Below are 17033 nucleotides of genomic sequence, written 5' to 3' on the forward strand. Positions count from 1 at the left end.
AACGGAACGTGACATGCGCAGCTTACTCCTCGCTTCCCTCGTCGCAACGACCTCGCTTCCGGCGCTGGCGCAGACCGCCGAAACCGGCCTGACCTTCGGCGGAAAGGTCGAGCTGGAATATCTGGATGCCGACACCACCCATCTGTGGGCCTTCGATGGCGACCTGAGCGCGTCCTGGCGGTCGGGCGGGCTTCTGGGCTTCGATGCGGCGCTGGATACGACCTATCTCGAGGACGGCTCGGAATTGACCAATGTCTGGGCGGCGCTGGTCCTGTCCACCGACATCGGTGAATTCGCCGTCGGTGCGCCGCGCCCGGTGGTGGACCGGTTCAATGTCATGCCCGACTTCTCCTCTTCGTCGGTTCTGGATCTGGATATCGGCATCCTGACCTCGAATTACACGGCCCTGGCGAGCGGCTTCGACAATGGCATGACCCCCGGCCTGACCTATGTCGGCACCTCGGGCAATCTGACCTACGGTGGGGGCTATCACCAGATCAGCGACGAGTTCGAGTCCATCGACGTTATTGAAGGCGCGATGACCTACGCGGCGGCCGGCACGACCTATTTCATCAACGGAGAGTTCGTGGACGGGTCGGATGGCAGCTACACGCTAATGCGGATCGGTGCGCTGCACGATGCCGACCGGTTCGACATTGGAGCGGCGCTGTCGCAGTTGCGGATCCCGGATACCCGCCACACCCTCAGGCTTTACGGCAGCGTGGACGTGATCGACTCGCTGTCGATCACCGGCGACGTGCTGATGGTGGAGGACTCTTTCGATCTCTACTCGCTGTCCGCGCGCTACGAGATGGCGAACGGTATCTTCGTCGAAGGCGGCGGCATAAAGATCCAGGACGGACCCGAGATCTATGACATCGGCGTCGGGTTTAAGTTCTGACGCTCGCGCAGGAAACGCCAGGGCCGCCTTCGGGCGGCCTTTTCGTTTCAGCCCCGCCCCGCCTGCCGCGCGGCCCGCATCCGGGCGAAATCGTCGCCCGCGTGATAGGATGACCGGGTCAGGGGCGTAGCCGAGACCATCAGGAACCCCTTGCCCCAGGCCGCGGTCTCGTAGGCCTTGAATTCCTCGGGCGTGACGAACCGGTCGACCCGGTGGTGCTTGGGCGTCGGTTGCAAGTACTGGCCGATGGTCAGGAAATCGACATCGGCCGAGCGCATGTCGTCCATCACCTGCAACACGGCCTGCCGCGTCTCGCCGAGGCCGACCATGATGCCGGACTTGGTGAACATCATCGGGTCCAGTTCCTTGACCCGCTGGAGAAGCCGCAGCGAGTGGAAGTAGCGCGCGCCGGGGCGGACCTCGTGATAGAGGCCGGGCACCGTTTCGAGGTTGTGGTTGAAGACATCGGGGCGCGCCTCGACCACCTTTTCCAGCGCCGAGGGCGGGCATTTCAGGAAGTCGGGGGTCAGCACCTCGATGGTGGTGCCGGGCGAGCGATGCCGGATCGCGCGGATCGTCTGGGCGAAATGTTCCGCCCCGCCGTCCTCCAGATCATCGCGGTCCACGCTGGTGATCACCACATGGCTCAGTCCCAGTTCGGCCACCGCATGGGCGACGCGGCCCGGTTCGAACATATCGAGCGCCTGGGGCTTGCCGGTCGCCACGTTGCAGAAGGTGCAGCCGCGGGTGCAGATCTCGCCCATGATCATCATGGTGGCGTGGCCCTGGGACCAGCATTCGCCGACATTGGGGCAGCCGGCCTCCTCGCAGACGGTGACCAGCTTCTTTTCGCGCAGGATGTCGCGGGTCTGCTTGTAGCCTTCCGAGGTCGGGGCCTTGACGCGGATCCAGGCGGGTTTCTTCGGCTGGGCATTGTCGGGCCGATGCGCCTTTTCGGGGTGACGTCCTTCGGGAATCTTGAGGTCGCGCACGGAAATTTCCCCCTGACCGCATGGTTCCTTTCCAGATAAGCCCGTTTCCGACCCAAGGCAACGCGGTCAAGGCCCCGTCTGGCGCCCTCCGCCCATGCAGCGGGTGCAAGTCAGTGTGGAGTGCGTGATGTCCAAGACCTTCATCGCCGAGATGATCGGCACGGCAATCCTGGTCCTGTTCGGCTGCGGCGCCGCGGTGCTGATGGGGGCCGAGATCGGCATGACCGGGATCGCGCTGGCCTTCGGGCTGGCCATCGTGGCGGCGGCCTACGGGATCGGCCCGATCTCGGGCGCGCATCTGAATCCGGCGGTGAGCCTCGGGGCCTTCCTTGCCGGGCGCATGTCCGGCGCGGCGCTGGCAAGCTATGTGGTGGCGCAGCTGGTCGGTGCGGTTCTGGGCGCGGCGATCCTTTATGCGATCGCCTCGGGCAAGGCGGGCTATGACATCGCGGTCAACGGTCTGGGGCAGAACGGTTACGGCGCGGGTTATCTTGGTGAATACGGCCTCGGCTCGGCGCTGATCTTCGAGGCAGTCATGACCTTCCTCTTCGTCACCGTGATCCTGGGCGCCACGCAGGAGGGTGCGCCGGCCGAATTGGCCGGGCTGGCGATCGGCCTGACGCTGGCGGCGATCCATCTGGTCGGAATCAACGTCACCGGCGTTTCGGTGAACCCGGCGCGGTCCTTCGGCCCGGCGCTGTTCGTCGGCGGCAAGGCGATGGCCGATCTCTGGGTCTTCATCGCCGCGCCGCTTGCCGGAGGCGCGCTGGCCGGGATCCTGCACCGGGCGGGAGTTACGCGCGCCGCCTGACAGGCAGGCTGGCCGCGCGATCCGGGGACGGGGAACCCCGGAGGAAGGGGGGCGTCCATTCTGACGCCCCCCTTCCGGCTTGATGCGGATCAATGCCGGCCCCTTGCCGAACGGGCAGGAAGGCCCCAGAAACAGGGGGTCATGATGTCCGTCACCGAACTTGCGCTGGCCGTCCTGCTCCTGCTGCTCACGCCGGGGCCGACCAATTCGCTGATGCTGCTCGCCGGGGCGGAACGGGGCTGGGGCGGGGCCTTGCGGCTGATCCCGGCCGAGCTTGCGGGCTATTTTTTGACCGTACTGCCGCTGGCCCTGGCGTGCGCGGCGCTTCTGGACGGGGCCGAGACCCTGCGCAGCCTGGTGACGCTGGCGGCGGGCACCTGGGTTGCGGTGCTGGCGGTCCGGCTGTGGCGGCTGCCCGAGACGGTGGCGGCCGGTCAGGCCGTGAGCGCGCGCGCGCTGTTCGTGACGACCGCGCTGAACCCCAAGGCACTCCTCTTCGGACTGGTCCTCCTGCCCTCGCCCGACCGGCTGGGGGCTAACCTGGCGCTGTTTGCGGGGCTGGTGGTTCTGGTGGCGATGCTCTGGGCAGGCCTTGGCGCCGTCCTGCGCCGGGGGAGCGGCCAGCCGCGGGCGCTGTTCGTGCTGCGGCGGCTGGCCTCGGTCTGGCTGGCGGCGATCTCGCTGGTGCTGATCGCGCGCGGGGTCGCAGCCTAGCCGATCAGCGGACCGGACTTGCCGTAGGTTTCCTCGTAGTGCCGGCGCAGGCGCATCAGCGCGATCCGCAGCACGATCTTGCCCGAGCGCGCCGCCCAGCCCATGCGCTTTTCGGCCACTTCCAGCCCTTCGAGGAAACAACAGCAGCGCAGCGCAACGTCGCCGAGCCCCGGCCCGAGGTCGCGCAGCGCCGCCGCCACCCGCTCGCGCGCCGAGGACGGGCCCTCGGCCAGACCGCTGTCGGGCTGGAAGGCGCCGCGGTCGCCGCCGGTGAGGAACCGGTCCCAGTTCTGCGCCACGCGCGGCCCCATCTGGGCCAGTTCGAAATCCTCGCGCAGGCGTTCGGCGGCGGCCACAAGTTCGGGTTCGAGGAAGGGCTTGCCGTCCCGGTCCCGGCGCCGGCCCAGAAGCGCCACCGGGCTTTCCGCCAGGTTGTAGCGCACCCGGCGCGGGCCGGCGTCGTCCATAACCTCGCGCTCGCCCCAGACGCGATGCTGCTCGCCGAAGGGCGTGGCGGCCTCGGCCATGCCCTGACGGCGGCGATCCTCCTCCTCCACCATGCGTTTCAGCGCCGCGCGGCCTGCCGAGGTGATCTCGTAGGTGGCGACCCGACCCGGCTTGCGGCAGGTCACCCAGTCCTTCAGCGCGAAGGCATGCGCGACCGAACGTTCCAGCACCGCCGTGCGCAGGCTGCGCCCGTCGGGCAGGTCGCGCAGCACGACCGCCTTGTCGAGATCGGGGGCAATCGCCATGACCGCGCCGGGTTCGGCCAGCCGGCGCAGGACGCGGATCCCCTCGCGCACAAGCGCCTGTTCGTCGAAAACCTCGGGCGGCTGGGCGGACCGGTCGGGGCGCATGTGAACGGACATCGGGGGAGCATCCTTTTCGGCTGAGACATCGGACTGGCGGGAGACGAGACGGGAGATCGCCGTCAGCGCCTCGTCCATGAGCGGGTCCTCGCGGCGGTTCTCGAACCGTCGCACCTGACGCAGGATGGTCGAGGCATGCAGGCCTTCTCGCCGCGCAAGCTCCCTGAGCGATGTGCCGTCTTCGGTATGGTCGAGGTAGTGACGCACGGCAGCAGGAAGCCAGTCCGGCAGGCTGGCAGCAGTCAATTCTGGCAATTCGGTCGTCCCGTATCTGTCCACACCCGGGCTGCAATACGTCCAGCCTTGGACGTGCACAACCTTGGGTGGAATTGGTTACCTGTTAGTTAAACTTCTGACTGGTCACGACAATTCGATGGAATGTTTAAACTATTCGGTAACCTCCGCGCGCTGATCAGCGGGATCGCGCAACGCCAGGTTGTATTCCGCCAGGATGGCCCCATCCAGATCGTCTGACCTGCAAAGGAGGATTCCGATGACCGATTGCCGCTCTCTGCTTGCCACCCTTCGCCGTCCCCGGCTCTTGATGCGCGCCGCGCGTTTCGGCCTGGGCGACTACCGGCGCGAGCGTGACCTGCGCCGATATGTCGACCACGCGGCCTCGCCGGAAGAGACGGTCACCTCGCTGATGTCGGTCGAGGCGCGGCTGGAGGCCACGCGGCAGGCGGGTGACGCCGGCTATTCGGTGGCCCGTCACATCGAGGTGCTGATCGCCCTTCTGGCCGAAGCCCAGTTCCTGCGCCGGGGCGAGACGGCCTGATCCGCCCGCGCACATGCAAAGGGCGGCCAATGGCCGCCCTTTCCGGTTTCGGGCCGTTGCCCGGTCAGATGAAGGCGTCCGGCATCTCGGACTTGCGGCGGGCGACGAAGGCCTCCAGCGCCTCGCGGATGCCGGGGTCGATCTCCGGGGCCTGGTAGTCGGCCAGAAGCTTCTTCACCCGTTCGTTGGCCAGCGTCTGCGTGTCGCGGCTGCCTTCCTCGGCCCAGGTCTCGAAGGGCTTGTAGTCGAACAGGTCCGACCGCCAGAAGGCCGACTTGAAGTTCGCCTGGGTATGGGCGCAGCCGAGGTAATGGCCGCCCGGACCGACCTCGCGGATCGCGTCCATGGCCTGGCCGTTGGTGTCCATCTGGATGCCCTGCGCCAGGTGGTGCAGCGTGCCCAGCTGATCGGCGTCCATGACGAATTTCTCGTAGGAGGACACGAGGCCCCCTTCCAGCCAGCCGCAGGCGTGCAGCATGAAGTTCACGCCGGCCAGAAGCGCCATGTTCAGGCTGTTCGCGGTCTCGTAGGCGGCCTGCGCATCCGGCAGCTTGGAGCCGCAGAACGACCCGCCCGAGCGGTAGGGCAGCCCCAGCCGCCGCACCAGCTGGCCCGCGCCATAGGTGATGTGCGCGGCCTCGGGCGTGCCGAAGGTAGGGGCGCCCGAGTTCATGTCGATCGAGGTGACGAAGGCCCCCGCGATGACGGGCGAGCCGGGGCGGACAAGCTGGCTGTAGCTGACGCCCGCGAGGATCTCGGCCAGCACCTGAGTCAGCGTCCCCGCCACCGTCACCGGCGCCATGGCGCCGCCGACGATGAAGGGCGAGACGATCGAAGCCTGGTTGTTCGCGGCATAAACCTCGAGCGCGCCCATCATGATCCCGTCGAAGACCATCGGCGAGTTGATGTTGATGAGGCTGGTCATCACCGTGTTCTCTTGGACGAAGTCCTTGCCGAACAGGATCGAGGCCATGTCCACCGAATCCTGCGCGCGGCTGGGTTCGGTGACCGAGCCCATGAAGGGCTTGTCCGACAGCGTCATGTGGGCCAAGAGCATGTCGAGATGGCGCTTGTTCACCGGAATGTCGGTCGGCTCGCAGACAGTCCCGCCGGAATGGTGCAGCCACTTCGACATGTAGCCAAGCTTCACGAAGTTGCGGAAATCCTCCAGCGTCGCATAGCGGCGGCCGCCTTCCATGTCGCGGACGAAGGGCGGGCCATAGACCGGGGCGAGGACGAGGTTGCGGCCGCCCACCTCGACGTTGCGTTCCGGGTTGCGGGCGTGCTGGGTGTAGGTCTTGGGCGCGGTGGAAATCAGCTTGCGGGCAAGTCCGCGGGGGATGTGGACACGTTCGCCCTGCACATCCGCGCCCGCATCGCGCCAGCGCTGCAACGCCGCCGGGTTTTCCACAAAGTTGACGCCGATCTCTTCCAGCACCGTCTCGGCATTGTGCTCGATGATCTGGAGCGCTTCCTCGTTCAGGATCTCGAAGTTCGGGATGTTGCGCTGGATGAAGCGCGCGGTCTCGAAGCTGATCGCGGTGCGTTCCGCCCGACGGCTTGCGCCGCCTCCACTGCGCGACCGGCGCCCTGCAACTTCGTTCATGGTCCACCTCCGGGGGATGTTTGCCGCCCTTATGCCGCCAATCGCGGCGGCACCTCTCCCCGAAACCGGCCAATCCTTTCCAAAACCGACATCCCCATTGCCCGTCTGCGACGTGGCGGAGGCCAAAATTTTTCGGCGAAAAATTTTGGCCGGCCTGCCCTGCCCTTGCGATTCCGCGGCCCAGAGGCTACGCGGGCGCATGAGCCAGACACACGACCGCCTTCTCATCATCGACTTCGGGTCCCAGGTGACGCAACTGATCGCGCGGCGCCTGCGCGAGTTGAACGTCTATTGCGAAATCCACCCCTACAACCGCATCGACGACGCCTTCCTGAAGGCCTTCGCGCCGAAGGCGGTGATCTTCTCCGGCGGCCCGGCTTCGGTCTACTGGGAGAACGCGCCGATGCCGCCGAAGGGCGTCTTCGAGATGGGCGTGCCGATCCTGGGGATCTGCTATGGCCAGCAGGTGATGATGCATTGCCTGGGTGGGCATGTCGAAGGCGGCCACGGCACGGCGGAATTCGGCCGCGCCTTCGTGACGCCCACCGACCTCACGCATCCGATCCTGGCCGGCTGGTTCCCGCCCGAGGACGGCTCCCAGGCGCGCGAGCAGGTCTGGATGAGCCACGGCGACCATGTCTCGAAACTCGCGCCCGGCTTCCAGGTCCTCGGCACCTCGCCCAACGCGCCCTTCGCCATCACCGCCGACCCCGAGCGGCATTTCTACGCCGTCCAGTTCCACCCCGAGGTGCACCATACCCCGAAGGGCGGCAAGCTTTTCGAGAATTTCGTCAGGCTGGCCGGCTTCAAGGGCGACTGGACCATGGGCGCCTACCGCGAGGAGGCGATCCGCAGGATCCGCGAACAGGTGGGCGACGCCAAGGTGATCTGCGGGCTGTCGGGCGGGGTCGATTCCTCGGTCGCGGCGGTCCTGATCCACGAAGCGATCGGCGACCAGCTGACCTGCGTCTTCGTCGATCATGGGCTTCTGCGGCTGGGCGAGGCGGAACAGGTCGTCAGCATGTTCCGCGACCACTACAACATGCCCTTGATCCATGCCGACGAGAGCGAGCTGTTCCTCGGCGCGCTGGAGGGGGTTTCGGACCCAGAGGTCAAGCGCAAGACCATCGGCAAGCTTTTCATCGACGTGTTCCAGAAGCACGCGAAGGCGGTGGGCGGCGCGGAGTTCCTGGCGCAGGGGACGCTCTACCCCGACGTGATCGAAAGCGTCTCGTTCAGCGGCGGGCCTTCGGTCACGATCAAGAGCCACCACAACGTCGGCGGCCTGCCGGAGAAGATGGGCCTGAAACTCGTCGAACCCCTGCGCGAGCTTTTCAAGGACGAGGTCCGCGCGCTTGGTCGCGAGCTTGGCCTGCCGCAGTCGTTCATCGGCCGTCACCCCTTCCCCGGCCCCGGCCTTGCCATTCGCTGCCCGGGCGAGATCACCCGCGAGAAGCTGGACATCCTGCGCCGGGCGGATGCGGTCTATATCGACCAGATCCGCAAGCACGGGCTTTACGACGAGATCTGGCAGGCCTTCGCCGCGATCCTGCCGATGCGAACCGTGGGCGTGATGGGCGACGGGCGGACCTACGACTACGCACTTGCCCTGCGGGCCGTGACGAGCGTCGATGGCATGACCGCCGACTATTACCCCTTCACCCACGAGTTCCTGGGCGAGACCGCCACGCGGATCATCAACGAGGTCAAGGGGATCAACCGGGTCTTCTACGACTGCACCTCGAAGCCGCCGGGGACGATCGAGCTGGAATGATGCCTCCTCGATGACTTCGTCTGTCGTCGGCCGGGCGGTGCCGCGACGAGAAGACGAAGTCGCACGAGGAGCGGGCGCTAGAACCGCCCGTGGCGGCTGATCTCTGCCACGGGCCTGCGTGAACTCGGCTTTTCGCGGGCTTGCAGGTCTTCAGACAGAGCCTCGGCCGCGCCCTGTTCGCCCACCGCCACAACACAGTGCAGCGTGTGGCCCGCAGGCAAGCCGACCGCCTGGGCCAGCCTGTCCCTGTCGAACCCGCCCATCGCATGGGCGACAAGTCCCATCGCATGGGCCTGCAAGGCGAGGCTCATCCAGGCCGCCCCGGTGTCGAAGCCGGTGGTTCGGTTCGCCACCTCCGCTCCCTCGCGGTTGGTGACGGCGTCCTTCGAGGCCACCACGATCAGCGCGCCCGCGCGCGCCGTCCATACGAGGTTGTTCCCCGTCAGCGCCTGGTGGATCGCGGCGAAGGCGGGCTCTCCGGCTCTGGCCCAGACGAAGCGCCAGGGCTGGTGGTTCGAGGCCGAGGGCGCCCAGCGGGCGGCTTCGAGGAGCGACATCACCTCGGCCTCGGACAGCGCCCGGCCGGTAAAGGACCGCGGCGACCAGCGGTCGGTAAACTGCGCCGCGACCGGGTGGTCGGGCTGGCGGGCATGGATCGCATCGAGGCTCATCGTCGAATTCTCCTGTGGCATGCGCTTGCAAATAGGGCGCGCCCACATGACGGACAACCGCCCTCCATTGCCTGCATCTGTGCCTCGCTGCACAGCTGCCCCGGTTCCTCCCGCTCGGGCTGGACAATTGCCGAAGCCGCGGCGACTGTGCCGCGATGACCAGCACCTACCGCCCGCTTGCCGCCGCAACCTGGATGACCGGGGCCATCGCCGCATTCACCGCCATGGCCATCGCCACACGGCAGATCAAGGGCGCACATGATACGTTCGAGATCCTGGCCTTCCGGTCGATGATCGGCTGGGTGATCGTCGTCGCAGTCGGCCTGATGCTTGGCCAGACAGGCAGGATCCGCACCGACCGGCTGGGCAGCCATGTGCTGCGCAATCTCTTTCACTTCACCGGCCAGTCGCTGTGGTTCTGGGCAATCACTCTGATCCCGCTGGCCCAGGTCTTCGCGCTGGAGTTCACCTCGCCGATCTGGGTAATCCTCTTGTCGCCGCTCTTTCTGGGAGAGCGCCTGACCCGGCGAAAGCTTGCCGCCGCGGCGCTGGGGTTCGCCGGCGTGCTGATCGTCGCGCGTCCCGGGTTCGGTACCCTGGAGCCCGGGGTGCTGGCGGCGGCGGCGGCGGCCGTGTTCTTCGCGGCGACCACGATGATGACCAAGGCGCTGACCCGGGGCGAGGCGATCATCTCGATCCTGTTCTGGCTGACGCTGATGCAGGCGGTGCTGGGCACAGTGGCGATGGTGCTGATGGGGCCGGTGGCGCTTCCGACCGCGGCGACGCTGCCCTGGCTGGGGCTGATCGCGGTGGCAGGGATCAGCGCGCATCTTTGTCTGACGACCGCATTGAGCCTGGCGCCCGCCAGCGTCGTCGTGCCGGTCGATTTCGCGCGCTTGCCGATCATCGCGGCGGTGGGCGCCTTGTTCTACGCCGAACCGATCGAGCCGACACTGTTTCTTGGCGCCGGGCTGATCTTCGCGGGCATCTGGCTGACCTTGAAGCGCAACGGGGCGGGTGGGGCCTCCGGGCCACAGGGGCAGACGGTCACAAAACCGTGACGTGGCGTCATTGATTGACCCGTTCTCCCCGGCCGCATAGCCTTTTGTCGGGGAGCGTCCCGTCGCGGGACATCAGTTCGAGGGAAGAGAACAATGAAACGAATTCTCATGGCGTCGGTCGCCGTGTTTGCCGCAGCATCGGGCGCGATGGCCGGGGGGATCGACCGGTCGGGCCAGGGCCTTGGCGCGCTGTTCGAGAAGGGCCGCTACCTGGAACTGTCCTTTGGCCTGGCCTCGCCGACCATCGAAGGCCGGGACGTGGCCACGGCGCCGACCGGGGATGTGGGGGGCACCTACACGCAGCTCGGCTTCAGCTACAAGTACGACATCAACGACCGGCTTTCGATGGCGCTGAACATCGACCAGCCCTTCGGTGCCGACATCCAGTATGCGCTGACCTCGCCGCTGCTGGGCGGAACCACTGCCCAGGCCGAGACCTATGCCGTCACGGGCATCATGCGCTACAAGTTCAACGAGGCCTTCTCGGTCCATGGCGGCCTGCGCATGCAGCACGCCAAGGGCAACATCCGGCTTCAGGGTTTGGCCTATGGCGCGTTGTCGGGCTACGACGTGCAGCTCGCCGGCGACTGGGCACCGGGCTACCTGATCGGCGTCGCCTACGAGAAGCCCGAGATCGCCCTGCGCATCGCGCTGACCTACAATTCGGCGATCAAGCACGAGATGGCCACCACCCAGACCATCATCCCGCCGGCCACCGGGACCGTGACCGAGGTCGAGACGCCGCAGACGGTCAACCTCGACTTCCAGACGGGTGTCGCCAAGGACACGCTGGTCTTCGGCCAGATCCGGTGGGCCGACTGGTCGAACTTCCTGATCGACCCGGTGAACTTCCCCGGGAACGGCCTGGTGGAGCTTGAGGATACCGTGACCTACACCCTCGGCGTGGCGCGGCGGTTCAACGAGAACTGGGCCGGATCCTTCTCGCTGAACTACGAGGGCAAGGGCACCGACGACCTGGTCTCGCCGCTCGCGCCGACGAACGGGCGGATCGGCGCCACGATCGGCGCGGTCTACACCATGGACAACATGAAGATCACCGCCGGGATCAACTATACCAAGCTGGGCGACGCCCGTCCCGAGACCGGCACGCCCGACACCGCCCGCGCCTCGATGACCGGGAACTCGGTCGTCGGCGTCGGGATCAAGGTCGGCTGGTCCTTCTGAGCCAGCCCAAGCCATGCGCGAACCCCGCCCCTTCCGGGCGGGGTTTTGCATTGTGAAGCCGCCGCACGGGCGGTAAGACCGGCGCCGGGGGTGACGCGATGATCTACCGTTCGGGACAGGACTATCTGGCGGCTCCGCGCAAGCGGATCCTCTTGTTCGGCATGTCGGGGCTGGGAAAGACCCGGCTTTCCAACCTCTTGCGCGACCACGGCGACTGGTTCCACTACTCGGTCGATTACCGGATCGGCACCCGCTACATGGGCGAATACATCGCCGACAACTTCAAGCGCGAAGCGATGAAGGTGCCGCTCCTGCGCGAGCTTCTGATGACCGACAGCGTCTACATCGCCTCGAACATCACCTTCGACAACCTCGCGCCCCTGTCCACCTACCTCGGCAAGCCCGGCGATCCGGCCCGGGGCGGCCTGCCCTTCGCCGAATACATGAAGCGGCAGGATCAGCACCGCCAGGCCGAGATCGCAGCGACGCTGGACACCGCCCGGTTCATGGAGCGCGCCGAGGACATCTACGGCTATCCGCATTTCGTCTGCGACACCTCGGGCTCGATCTGCGAGGTGGTGGAGCCGGACAACCCCGACGACCCGGTGATGCGCCAGCTGGCCGAGACGCTGCTGATGGTCTGGATCAAGGGGTCGGACGCGCATACCGCAGAGCTTGTCCGCCGGTTCGACCGCGCGCCGAAACCGATGTATTACCAGCCGCACTTCCTTCATGCGGCGCGGGAAGAATACCGCGCAACCCATTCGGTTTCCGAGGAAAGCTGCGATCCCGACCATTTCGTGCGCTGGACCTATGCCCGCGCCCTCGCCCACCGCCAGCCGCGCTATGCCGCCATGGCGCGCTGGGGGGTGACGGTGACGGCCGAAGAGGTGGGCGAAGTGCAAAGCGCCGCCGATTTCGACCGGCTCATGGCCAAGGCCATCGACCGGGCGGGCCCTTGAACTCGCCGCCGAGCGCCTCTAGCTTCCTGCCTTCTTCACCGGAACCAGACCATGCCCATCACCCTGCCCGAAACCCTGCCCGCCTTCGACGTGCTGCGGTCCGAGGGCGTCATGGTCATGACCCCCGACCGCGCGGCGCATCAGGATATCCGCCCCCTGAAGATCGGCCTCCTGAACCTGATGCCGAAGAAGATCCAGACCGAGAACCAGTTCGCCCGGCTGATCGGCGCCACGCCCCTGCAGATCGACCTGCACCTGATCCGCATGACCAGCCACGAGACGCGGAACACCGCGGCCGAGCACATGGCAACCTTCTACCGCCCCTTCCAGGCGGTGAAGGGCGAAAAGTTCGATGGACTCATCATCACCGGCGCGCCGATCGAGCACCTGCCCTTCGAGGAAGTCACCTACTGGGACGAGCTGTGCGAAGTGATGGACTGGACCCAGACCAACGTGCAGTCCACCTTCGGTGTCTGCTGGGGCGGCATGGCGATGATCTACCATTTCCACGGCGTGCAAAAGCACATGCTGCCGGCCAAGGCCTTCGGATGCTTCCGCCACCAGAATCTTGCGCCGACTTCCCCCTACCTGCGCGGGTTCTCGGACGATTTCGTCATCCCCGTCAGCCGCTGGACCGAGATGAAGCAGGCCGAGATCGACGCCGCCCCCGGCCTGAAGACCCTGCTTGGCAGCGACGAGGTCGGCCCCTGCCTGGTCGAGGATGCAGGGCACCGGGCGCTCTACATCTTCAACCACTTCGAATACGACAGCGATACGCTGAAACAGGAATACGACCGCGACGTGGCCAATGGCACGCCGATCAACGTGCCGGTCAACTACTATCCCGATGACGACCCGTCGCGCCCGCCGCTGAACCGGTGGAGAAGCCACGCGCATCTTCTATATGGCAACTGGATCAACGAGATCTACCAGTCCACGCCATATGATATCGAAGCGATTGGCCGCTAGTTTCCTCATCGCTGCCCTGGGCCTCGCCGGTGTCACCCACTGGCGGGCCGCGGCGCGCGAGGCTGCCGCCGAGGCCGCCTTTCCGCCCAGCGGACAGTTCGTGACCGTGGATGGCCTGCGGCTGCACTACGAGACGGCCGGCAGCGGCCCCGATCTGGTGCTGATCCACGGCGCCTCGGGGTCCTTGCGCGACCTGACCTTCGCCCTGCGCGACCGGCTGACCGGCCGCTACCGGGTCACCGTGGTGGACCGGCCCGGCCTGGGCCATTCCGACCCCCTGCCCGAGACCAGCCTGCGCGCGCAGGCGCGACACATCAAGGCGGGCCTCGCGCAACTGGGGATCGTCGATCCGGTGGTGCTGGGCCAGAGCTACGGCGGGTCCGTCGCGCTCGCCTGGGCGCTCGAGGGCGGGCCGCGGGCGCTGGTGCTGGTCGCCAGCCCCTCGATGCCCTGGCCGGGCAAGCTCGACCCCTGGTACCGGGTGACCTCGACGGCGATCGGCCGGGCGCTGGCGGTGCCGCTGGCCTCGGCCTGGGTACCGGACAGCTATGTGCGGCAGGCGACCGCCGCGGTCTTTGCCCCGGACCCGGTGCCGCCCGGCTATGACGCCTGGCTGGGCGCGGCGCTGACCCTGCGGCGCGAGACGCTGGCCGCCAACACCGCACAGGTCAACGCGCTGCGCGCCGAGCTGGTGACGATGGAGCCCCGCTATCCCGCGCTTACCCTGCCGGTGGAACTGGTGCACGGCACCGCCGACACCATCGTGCCGCTCTCCATCCACTCCGGCCCGGTCTCGGACCTCTTGCCCAACGCGCGCCTGACGGTGATCGAGGGTGCCGGGCACATGCCGCACCATTCCCACCCCGACAGGGTGATCGAGGCCATCGACCGCGCCAGCGAAAATTGGTGACACTATAAGTTACACTAATTGACAGGCCGCCAATTTGATGTCACACATGGTGCCATCGAATGAGAGGCGACGATGTCCGGTTCCCCCCGACCCTACAGATCCGCGCTGCGCGAAGAGCAGGCCAAGGCGACGCGCGAGCGGATCCTGGCGGCGACCATCGAACTCATGCAGGCCGAGGAAGACGCCTCGATGGACGCCATCGCAAGGGCAGCCGGGGTGGAACGCCGCACCGTCTTTCGCCACTTCGAAACCCGCGAGGCGCTGCTGGCCGAAGCCTTCCAGTGGCTGAATGACCGGCTGGGCGTCACCATCGCGCCCGGCGACCCGGCGGCGCTGGCCCAGGCGATCCGCGAAGGCTTTGCCCGGATGGACAGCCTGGAAGGCGCGGTCCGGGCCGGCCTGCACAGCCGGGCGGGCCGCGACATGCGCCTGTCGCAGCTTCCCCGTCGTCGCGCGGCCTTCTCGGCCAGCCTGGCGCCGGTGACGGCCAACCTGTCCCCGGCCGAAAAGGCTCGGATCGAGGCTCTGGCCCATCTTCTCTACAGCGCCGCCGCCTGGGAGGTGCTGAAGGACTATGGCGGTCTGACCGGCGCGGAAGCCGGCCAGACCGCCGCCTGGGCGCTGGAACGGCTTCTGTCCGCTGCCGCCAGCCCCGCCAGTGACGCGGACTGATCACCACCTGAAGGACATGACCATGACGATCACGATTACCCCGCGCGAGCGGATCGAGACCCATTGGGTGGTCTCCGACCATCTGCGCTTCCTGGGCCAGCTGCCCGGCACCGCGAACCACCTGATCGAGGTCGAGGCACCTCCCGGTTCGGGCACCCCGCCGCACACCCATGCCTCACCCGAGCTTTTCGCCGTGGTCGAGGGTACGCTGACGCTGCGCAGCTTCGGGCCCCAGGGTGTGACGACGGTCCGCCTGAACCCCGGCGAGAGTGCGGCCGTCAGCAGCATGGAGCCGCACAACTACGCCAACGAGGGCGATGCGCCGGTCCGCTTCCTCGTGATGCTGGACGACAGCATGATCGCCTTCTTCCGCGACATCGGCCGCGACACCCCGCTTGCCCCGGGCGAAATGCCCGACTTCCCCGCCATTGCCGCCGCCATGGCCCGGCATGGCATCGGCATGGTCACGTCCCCCGGCTGATCGGGACCGCTTCCTTCTGCCCGGCAATCCCTCTACTCTGCCGGGCAGGAGGACCGACCCATGACCAAGCTTCCCTTCGACGGCGCGATCAGCCGCTATTTCCGCGAAGGCGCGCCGAAAGAGGTGCGCAAGGCCATCGAGGCGTCGGGGAAGGACGACATCCTGACGCCCTCCTACCCCTACCGGGAGGAGATCAAGGGCAAGGACTACGACCGGCACATGGGCGCGCTCCAGATCGAGCTGGCGAAGATGCAGGCCGGGATCAAGGCGTCCGGGCAACGGCTGATCGTGGTCTTCGAGGGCCGCGACGCGGCCGGCAAGGGCGGCACGATCAAGGTCACGACCGAGAATCTCAATCCCCGCCAGGCCTATGTCGTGGCGCTGTCCAAGCCCACGGAACGCGAAAGCCAGCAATGGTATTTCCAGCGCTATGTGGACTGGTTCCCTGCCCGGGGCGAGATCGCGCTTTATGACCGCAGCTGGTACAACCGGGCCATGATCGAGCATGTCTTCGGCTTCTGCACCCCCGAGCAGCGCGAGAAGTTCTTCCGCCAGCTGCCCGAGTTCGAGCAGATGATCGTCGAGGAGGGCATCATCCTGCGCAAGATCTGGCTGGAGGTCGGGCGGGCCGAGCAGCTGAAGCGGTTCCTCGACCGCGAGGGGGATCTTCTGAAGCAGTGGAAGCTGTCCCAGATCGATGTGGACGGGCTGGCGAAGTGGGACGATTATTGCAAGGCCATCGACGAGACGATGGAGCGGTCCCATTTCAAGCATGCGCCCTGGACGGTGATCCTGTCCGACGACAAGAAGCGCGCGCGGATCGCGGCGATCCAGACCATCCTTTCCTCGGTGGACTATGCCGGGAAGGACACGGATGCGATCGGCGAGATCGACGGGAAGATCTGCGGCGGGCCGAAGCTTCGGGAATGAAGCGCGGGTATCACCACGGCAACCTGCGGCAGGCGCTGGTCGAGGCGGCGCTGGCGCTGATCGCCGAGAAGGGTCCGCAGGGCTTTACCCTGTCCGAGGCGGCGAAGGCGGCGGACGTGACGCCGGCGGCGGTCTATCGGCACTTCGCGGGGCGGGACGACCTGCTGGCCGAGGTCGCGCGGCAGGGGTTCGACATCTTCGCGGCGCTCTTGGAATACGCCTACGACGGCGGGCGGCCCACGCCCCTTGCCGCCTTCGAGGCGACGGGGCGGGCTTACCTGGCCTTCGCGCGGAAATATCCCGGCCACTACCAGGCGATGTTCGAGAGCGGGCTGCAGCCGGGGCAGCATCCGGACCTGGCCCAGGTCGCGGCCAAGGCGCGGGCGACGATGGACCGGGCGGCCGAGGGGCTGGTCCGGGGCTTGCCCGAGGCCCGCAGGCCGCCGGCGAGCATGGTCTCGGCCCATGTCTGGGCGGTCAGCCACGGGGTGGTGGAGCTGTTCCTGCGCGGGAATGGCGGCCCTCAGCCCTGGCCTCCCGAAGACCTCCTGGAGACCGGGATCGGCATCTACCTGCGGGGCCTCGGGCTCTTGTCACCGGATCGCTGAGCCGATGTGTCCACGGTGGACAATCGCCGATTATCGTTTAATATCAATATTTTGCTCGCGGACGTCAGGGGTTTCTTAACCCCTGTCCGAAGGCCCTGACCACCGCTCGTCGTTCGACTTCGTCGCTCCTCGCTGCGGG

Annotated in this window: 18 protein-coding genes; 14 read left to right on the top strand and 4 right to left on the bottom strand. The window is 67.0% G+C overall.

What is annotated here, in order from left to right:
- Positions 1-13 precede the first annotated feature (13 nt).
- Positions 14-901 carry a hypothetical protein gene (locus FL625_RS02625; protein ID WP_149587060.1) on the top strand — a complete coding sequence of 296 codons (888 nt, stop codon included), beginning with the start codon at positions 14-16 and terminating at the stop codon, positions 899-901.
- 47 nt (positions 902-948) lie between these two features.
- On the opposite strand, the gene lipA is transcribed toward FL625_RS02625, so the two are convergent.
- Positions 949-1893 (bottom strand): lipoyl synthase, encoded by a 945-nt coding sequence (gene lipA / locus FL625_RS02630; protein WP_149587061.1) that lies wholly within the window; start codon positions 1891-1893, stop codon positions 949-951.
- Between the two features lie 127 nt (positions 1894-2020).
- Here lipA and FL625_RS02635 point away from each other — a divergent pair, with 127 nt between their 5' ends.
- Positions 2021-2704: an aquaporin gene (locus FL625_RS02635; RefSeq protein ID WP_149587062.1), complete on the top strand. Its 684-nt coding sequence runs from the start codon at positions 2021-2023 to the stop codon at positions 2702-2704.
- 144 nt (positions 2705-2848) lie between these two features.
- Positions 2849-3418 carry a hypothetical protein gene (locus tag FL625_RS02640; RefSeq protein WP_149587063.1) on the top strand — a complete coding sequence of 190 codons (570 nt, stop codon included), beginning with the start codon at positions 2849-2851 and terminating at the stop codon, positions 3416-3418.
- Here FL625_RS02640 and FL625_RS02645 read toward each other — a convergent pair.
- Complete coding sequence (locus tag FL625_RS02645; protein ID WP_149587064.1) at positions 3415-4542, bottom strand: DUF6456 domain-containing protein; 1128 nt, start codon at positions 4540-4542, stop codon at positions 3415-3417. The two genes, FL625_RS02640 and FL625_RS02645, sit on opposite strands and share 4 nt — an antisense overlap.
- A 238-nt stretch (positions 4543-4780) precedes the next feature.
- Here FL625_RS02645 and FL625_RS02650 point away from each other — a divergent pair, with 238 nt between their 5' ends.
- On the top strand, positions 4781-5065 hold the full coding sequence (locus FL625_RS02650; RefSeq protein ID WP_149587065.1) for a DUF6477 family protein: 285 nt from the start codon (positions 4781-4783) through the stop codon (positions 5063-5065).
- Positions 5066-5129: 64 nt separating this feature from the next.
- Here FL625_RS02650 and FL625_RS02655 read toward each other — a convergent pair whose 3' ends face one another.
- The gene (locus tag FL625_RS02655; protein ID WP_149587066.1) at positions 5130-6671 is read right to left on the bottom strand and encodes a trimethylamine methyltransferase family protein; all 1542 of its coding nucleotides are present in this window, start codon (positions 6669-6671) and stop codon (positions 5130-5132) included.
- A gap of 199 nt (positions 6672-6870) precedes the next feature.
- Here FL625_RS02655 and guaA point away from each other — a divergent pair, with 199 nt between their 5' ends.
- A complete protein-coding gene (gene guaA, locus FL625_RS02660; RefSeq protein WP_149587067.1) occupies positions 6871-8445 on the top strand; it encodes a glutamine-hydrolyzing GMP synthase in 1575 nt (524 codons plus the stop codon).
- Positions 8446-8522: 77 nt separating this feature from the next.
- On the opposite strand, the gene FL625_RS02665 is transcribed toward guaA, so the two are convergent.
- Entirely contained in the window at positions 8523-9116 is a 594-nt protein-coding gene (locus FL625_RS02665; RefSeq protein WP_149587068.1) for a nitroreductase family protein, read from the bottom strand.
- Positions 9117-9271: 155 nt separating this feature from the next.
- On the opposite strand from FL625_RS02665, the gene FL625_RS02670 reads away from it, so the two are divergent.
- The 9 genes from FL625_RS02670 (at position 9272) to FL625_RS02710 (ending at position 16894) form a co-directional block, all read left to right on the top strand.
- Positions 9272-10177: a DMT family transporter gene (locus tag FL625_RS02670; protein ID WP_149587069.1), complete on the top strand. Its 906-nt coding sequence runs from the start codon at positions 9272-9274 to the stop codon at positions 10175-10177.
- A 93-nt stretch (positions 10178-10270) separates the two neighbouring features.
- Positions 10271-11362, top strand: coding sequence for an OmpP1/FadL family transporter (locus tag FL625_RS02675; RefSeq protein ID WP_149587070.1), 1092 nt, complete (start codon positions 10271-10273; stop codon positions 11360-11362).
- Between the two features lie 98 nt (positions 11363-11460).
- Positions 11461-12324, top strand: coding sequence for an ATPase (locus tag FL625_RS02680; protein ID WP_149587071.1), 864 nt, complete (start codon positions 11461-11463; stop codon positions 12322-12324).
- 51 nt (positions 12325-12375) lie between these two features.
- Positions 12376-13293 (top strand): homoserine O-acetyltransferase MetA, encoded by a 918-nt coding sequence (metA, locus tag FL625_RS02685; RefSeq protein ID WP_149587072.1) that lies wholly within the window; start codon positions 12376-12378, stop codon positions 13291-13293.
- The gene (locus tag FL625_RS02690) at positions 13283-14203 is read left to right on the top strand and encodes an alpha/beta fold hydrolase (RefSeq protein ID WP_235019288.1); all 921 of its coding nucleotides are present in this window, start codon (positions 13283-13285) and stop codon (positions 14201-14203) included. The genes metA and FL625_RS02690 overlap by 11 nt, the downstream gene beginning before the upstream one ends.
- 72 nt (positions 14204-14275) lie before the next feature.
- Complete coding sequence (locus FL625_RS02695; protein WP_149587074.1) at positions 14276-14875, top strand: TetR/AcrR family transcriptional regulator; 600 nt, start codon at positions 14276-14278, stop codon at positions 14873-14875.
- Between the two features lie 22 nt (positions 14876-14897).
- Entirely contained in the window at positions 14898-15356 is a 459-nt protein-coding gene (locus FL625_RS02700) for a cupin domain-containing protein (RefSeq protein ID WP_149587075.1), read from the top strand.
- A 60-nt stretch (positions 15357-15416) separates the two neighbouring features.
- Positions 15417-16286: a polyphosphate kinase 2 gene (gene ppk2 / locus FL625_RS02705; protein ID WP_149587076.1), complete on the top strand. Its 870-nt coding sequence runs from the start codon at positions 15417-15419 to the stop codon at positions 16284-16286.
- Positions 16283-16894 carry a TetR/AcrR family transcriptional regulator gene (locus FL625_RS02710; protein ID WP_149587077.1) on the top strand — a complete coding sequence of 204 codons (612 nt, stop codon included), beginning with the start codon at positions 16283-16285 and terminating at the stop codon, positions 16892-16894. Before ppk2 ends, FL625_RS02710 begins: the two co-directional genes overlap by 4 nt.
- Positions 16895-17033 lie beyond the last annotated feature (139 nt).

It is taken from the genome of Tabrizicola flagellatus, from assembly GCF_008271465.1.
In the GTDB taxonomy this organism is placed as follows: domain Bacteria; phylum Pseudomonadota; class Alphaproteobacteria; order Rhodobacterales; family Rhodobacteraceae; genus Tabrizicola; species Tabrizicola flagellata.

Coding starts and splice junctions, on each gene's coding strand:
- FL625_RS02625 (WP_149587060.1), top strand. CDS start 14: ATGCGCAGCTTACTCCTCGCTTCCCTCGTCGCAACGACCTCGCTTCCG.
- FL625_RS02635 (WP_149587062.1), top strand. CDS start 2,021: ATGTCCAAGACCTTCATCGCCGAGATGATCGGCACGGCAATCCTGGTC.
- FL625_RS02640 (WP_149587063.1), top strand. CDS start 2,849: ATGTCCGTCACCGAACTTGCGCTGGCCGTCCTGCTCCTGCTGCTCACG.
- FL625_RS02650 (WP_149587065.1), top strand. CDS start 4,781: ATGACCGATTGCCGCTCTCTGCTTGCCACCCTTCGCCGTCCCCGGCTC.
- FL625_RS02655 (WP_149587066.1), bottom strand. CDS start 6,671: ATGAACGAAGTTGCAGGGCGCCGGTCGCGCAGTGGAGGCGGCGCAAGC.
- guaA (WP_149587067.1), top strand. CDS start 6,871: ATGAGCCAGACACACGACCGCCTTCTCATCATCGACTTCGGGTCCCAG.
- FL625_RS02665 (WP_149587068.1), bottom strand. CDS start 9,116: ATGAGCCTCGATGCGATCCATGCCCGCCAGCCCGACCACCCGGTCGCG.
- FL625_RS02670 (WP_149587069.1), top strand. CDS start 9,272: ATGACCAGCACCTACCGCCCGCTTGCCGCCGCAACCTGGATGACCGGG.
- FL625_RS02675 (WP_149587070.1), top strand. CDS start 10,271: ATGAAACGAATTCTCATGGCGTCGGTCGCCGTGTTTGCCGCAGCATCG.
- FL625_RS02680 (WP_149587071.1), top strand. CDS start 11,461: ATGATCTACCGTTCGGGACAGGACTATCTGGCGGCTCCGCGCAAGCGG.
- metA (WP_149587072.1), top strand. CDS start 12,376: ATGCCCATCACCCTGCCCGAAACCCTGCCCGCCTTCGACGTGCTGCGG.
- FL625_RS02695 (WP_149587074.1), top strand. CDS start 14,276: ATGTCCGGTTCCCCCCGACCCTACAGATCCGCGCTGCGCGAAGAGCAG.
- FL625_RS02700 (WP_149587075.1), top strand. CDS start 14,898: ATGACGATCACGATTACCCCGCGCGAGCGGATCGAGACCCATTGGGTG.
- ppk2 (WP_149587076.1), top strand. CDS start 15,417: ATGACCAAGCTTCCCTTCGACGGCGCGATCAGCCGCTATTTCCGCGAA.
- FL625_RS02710 (WP_149587077.1), top strand. CDS start 16,283: ATGAAGCGCGGGTATCACCACGGCAACCTGCGGCAGGCGCTGGTCGAG.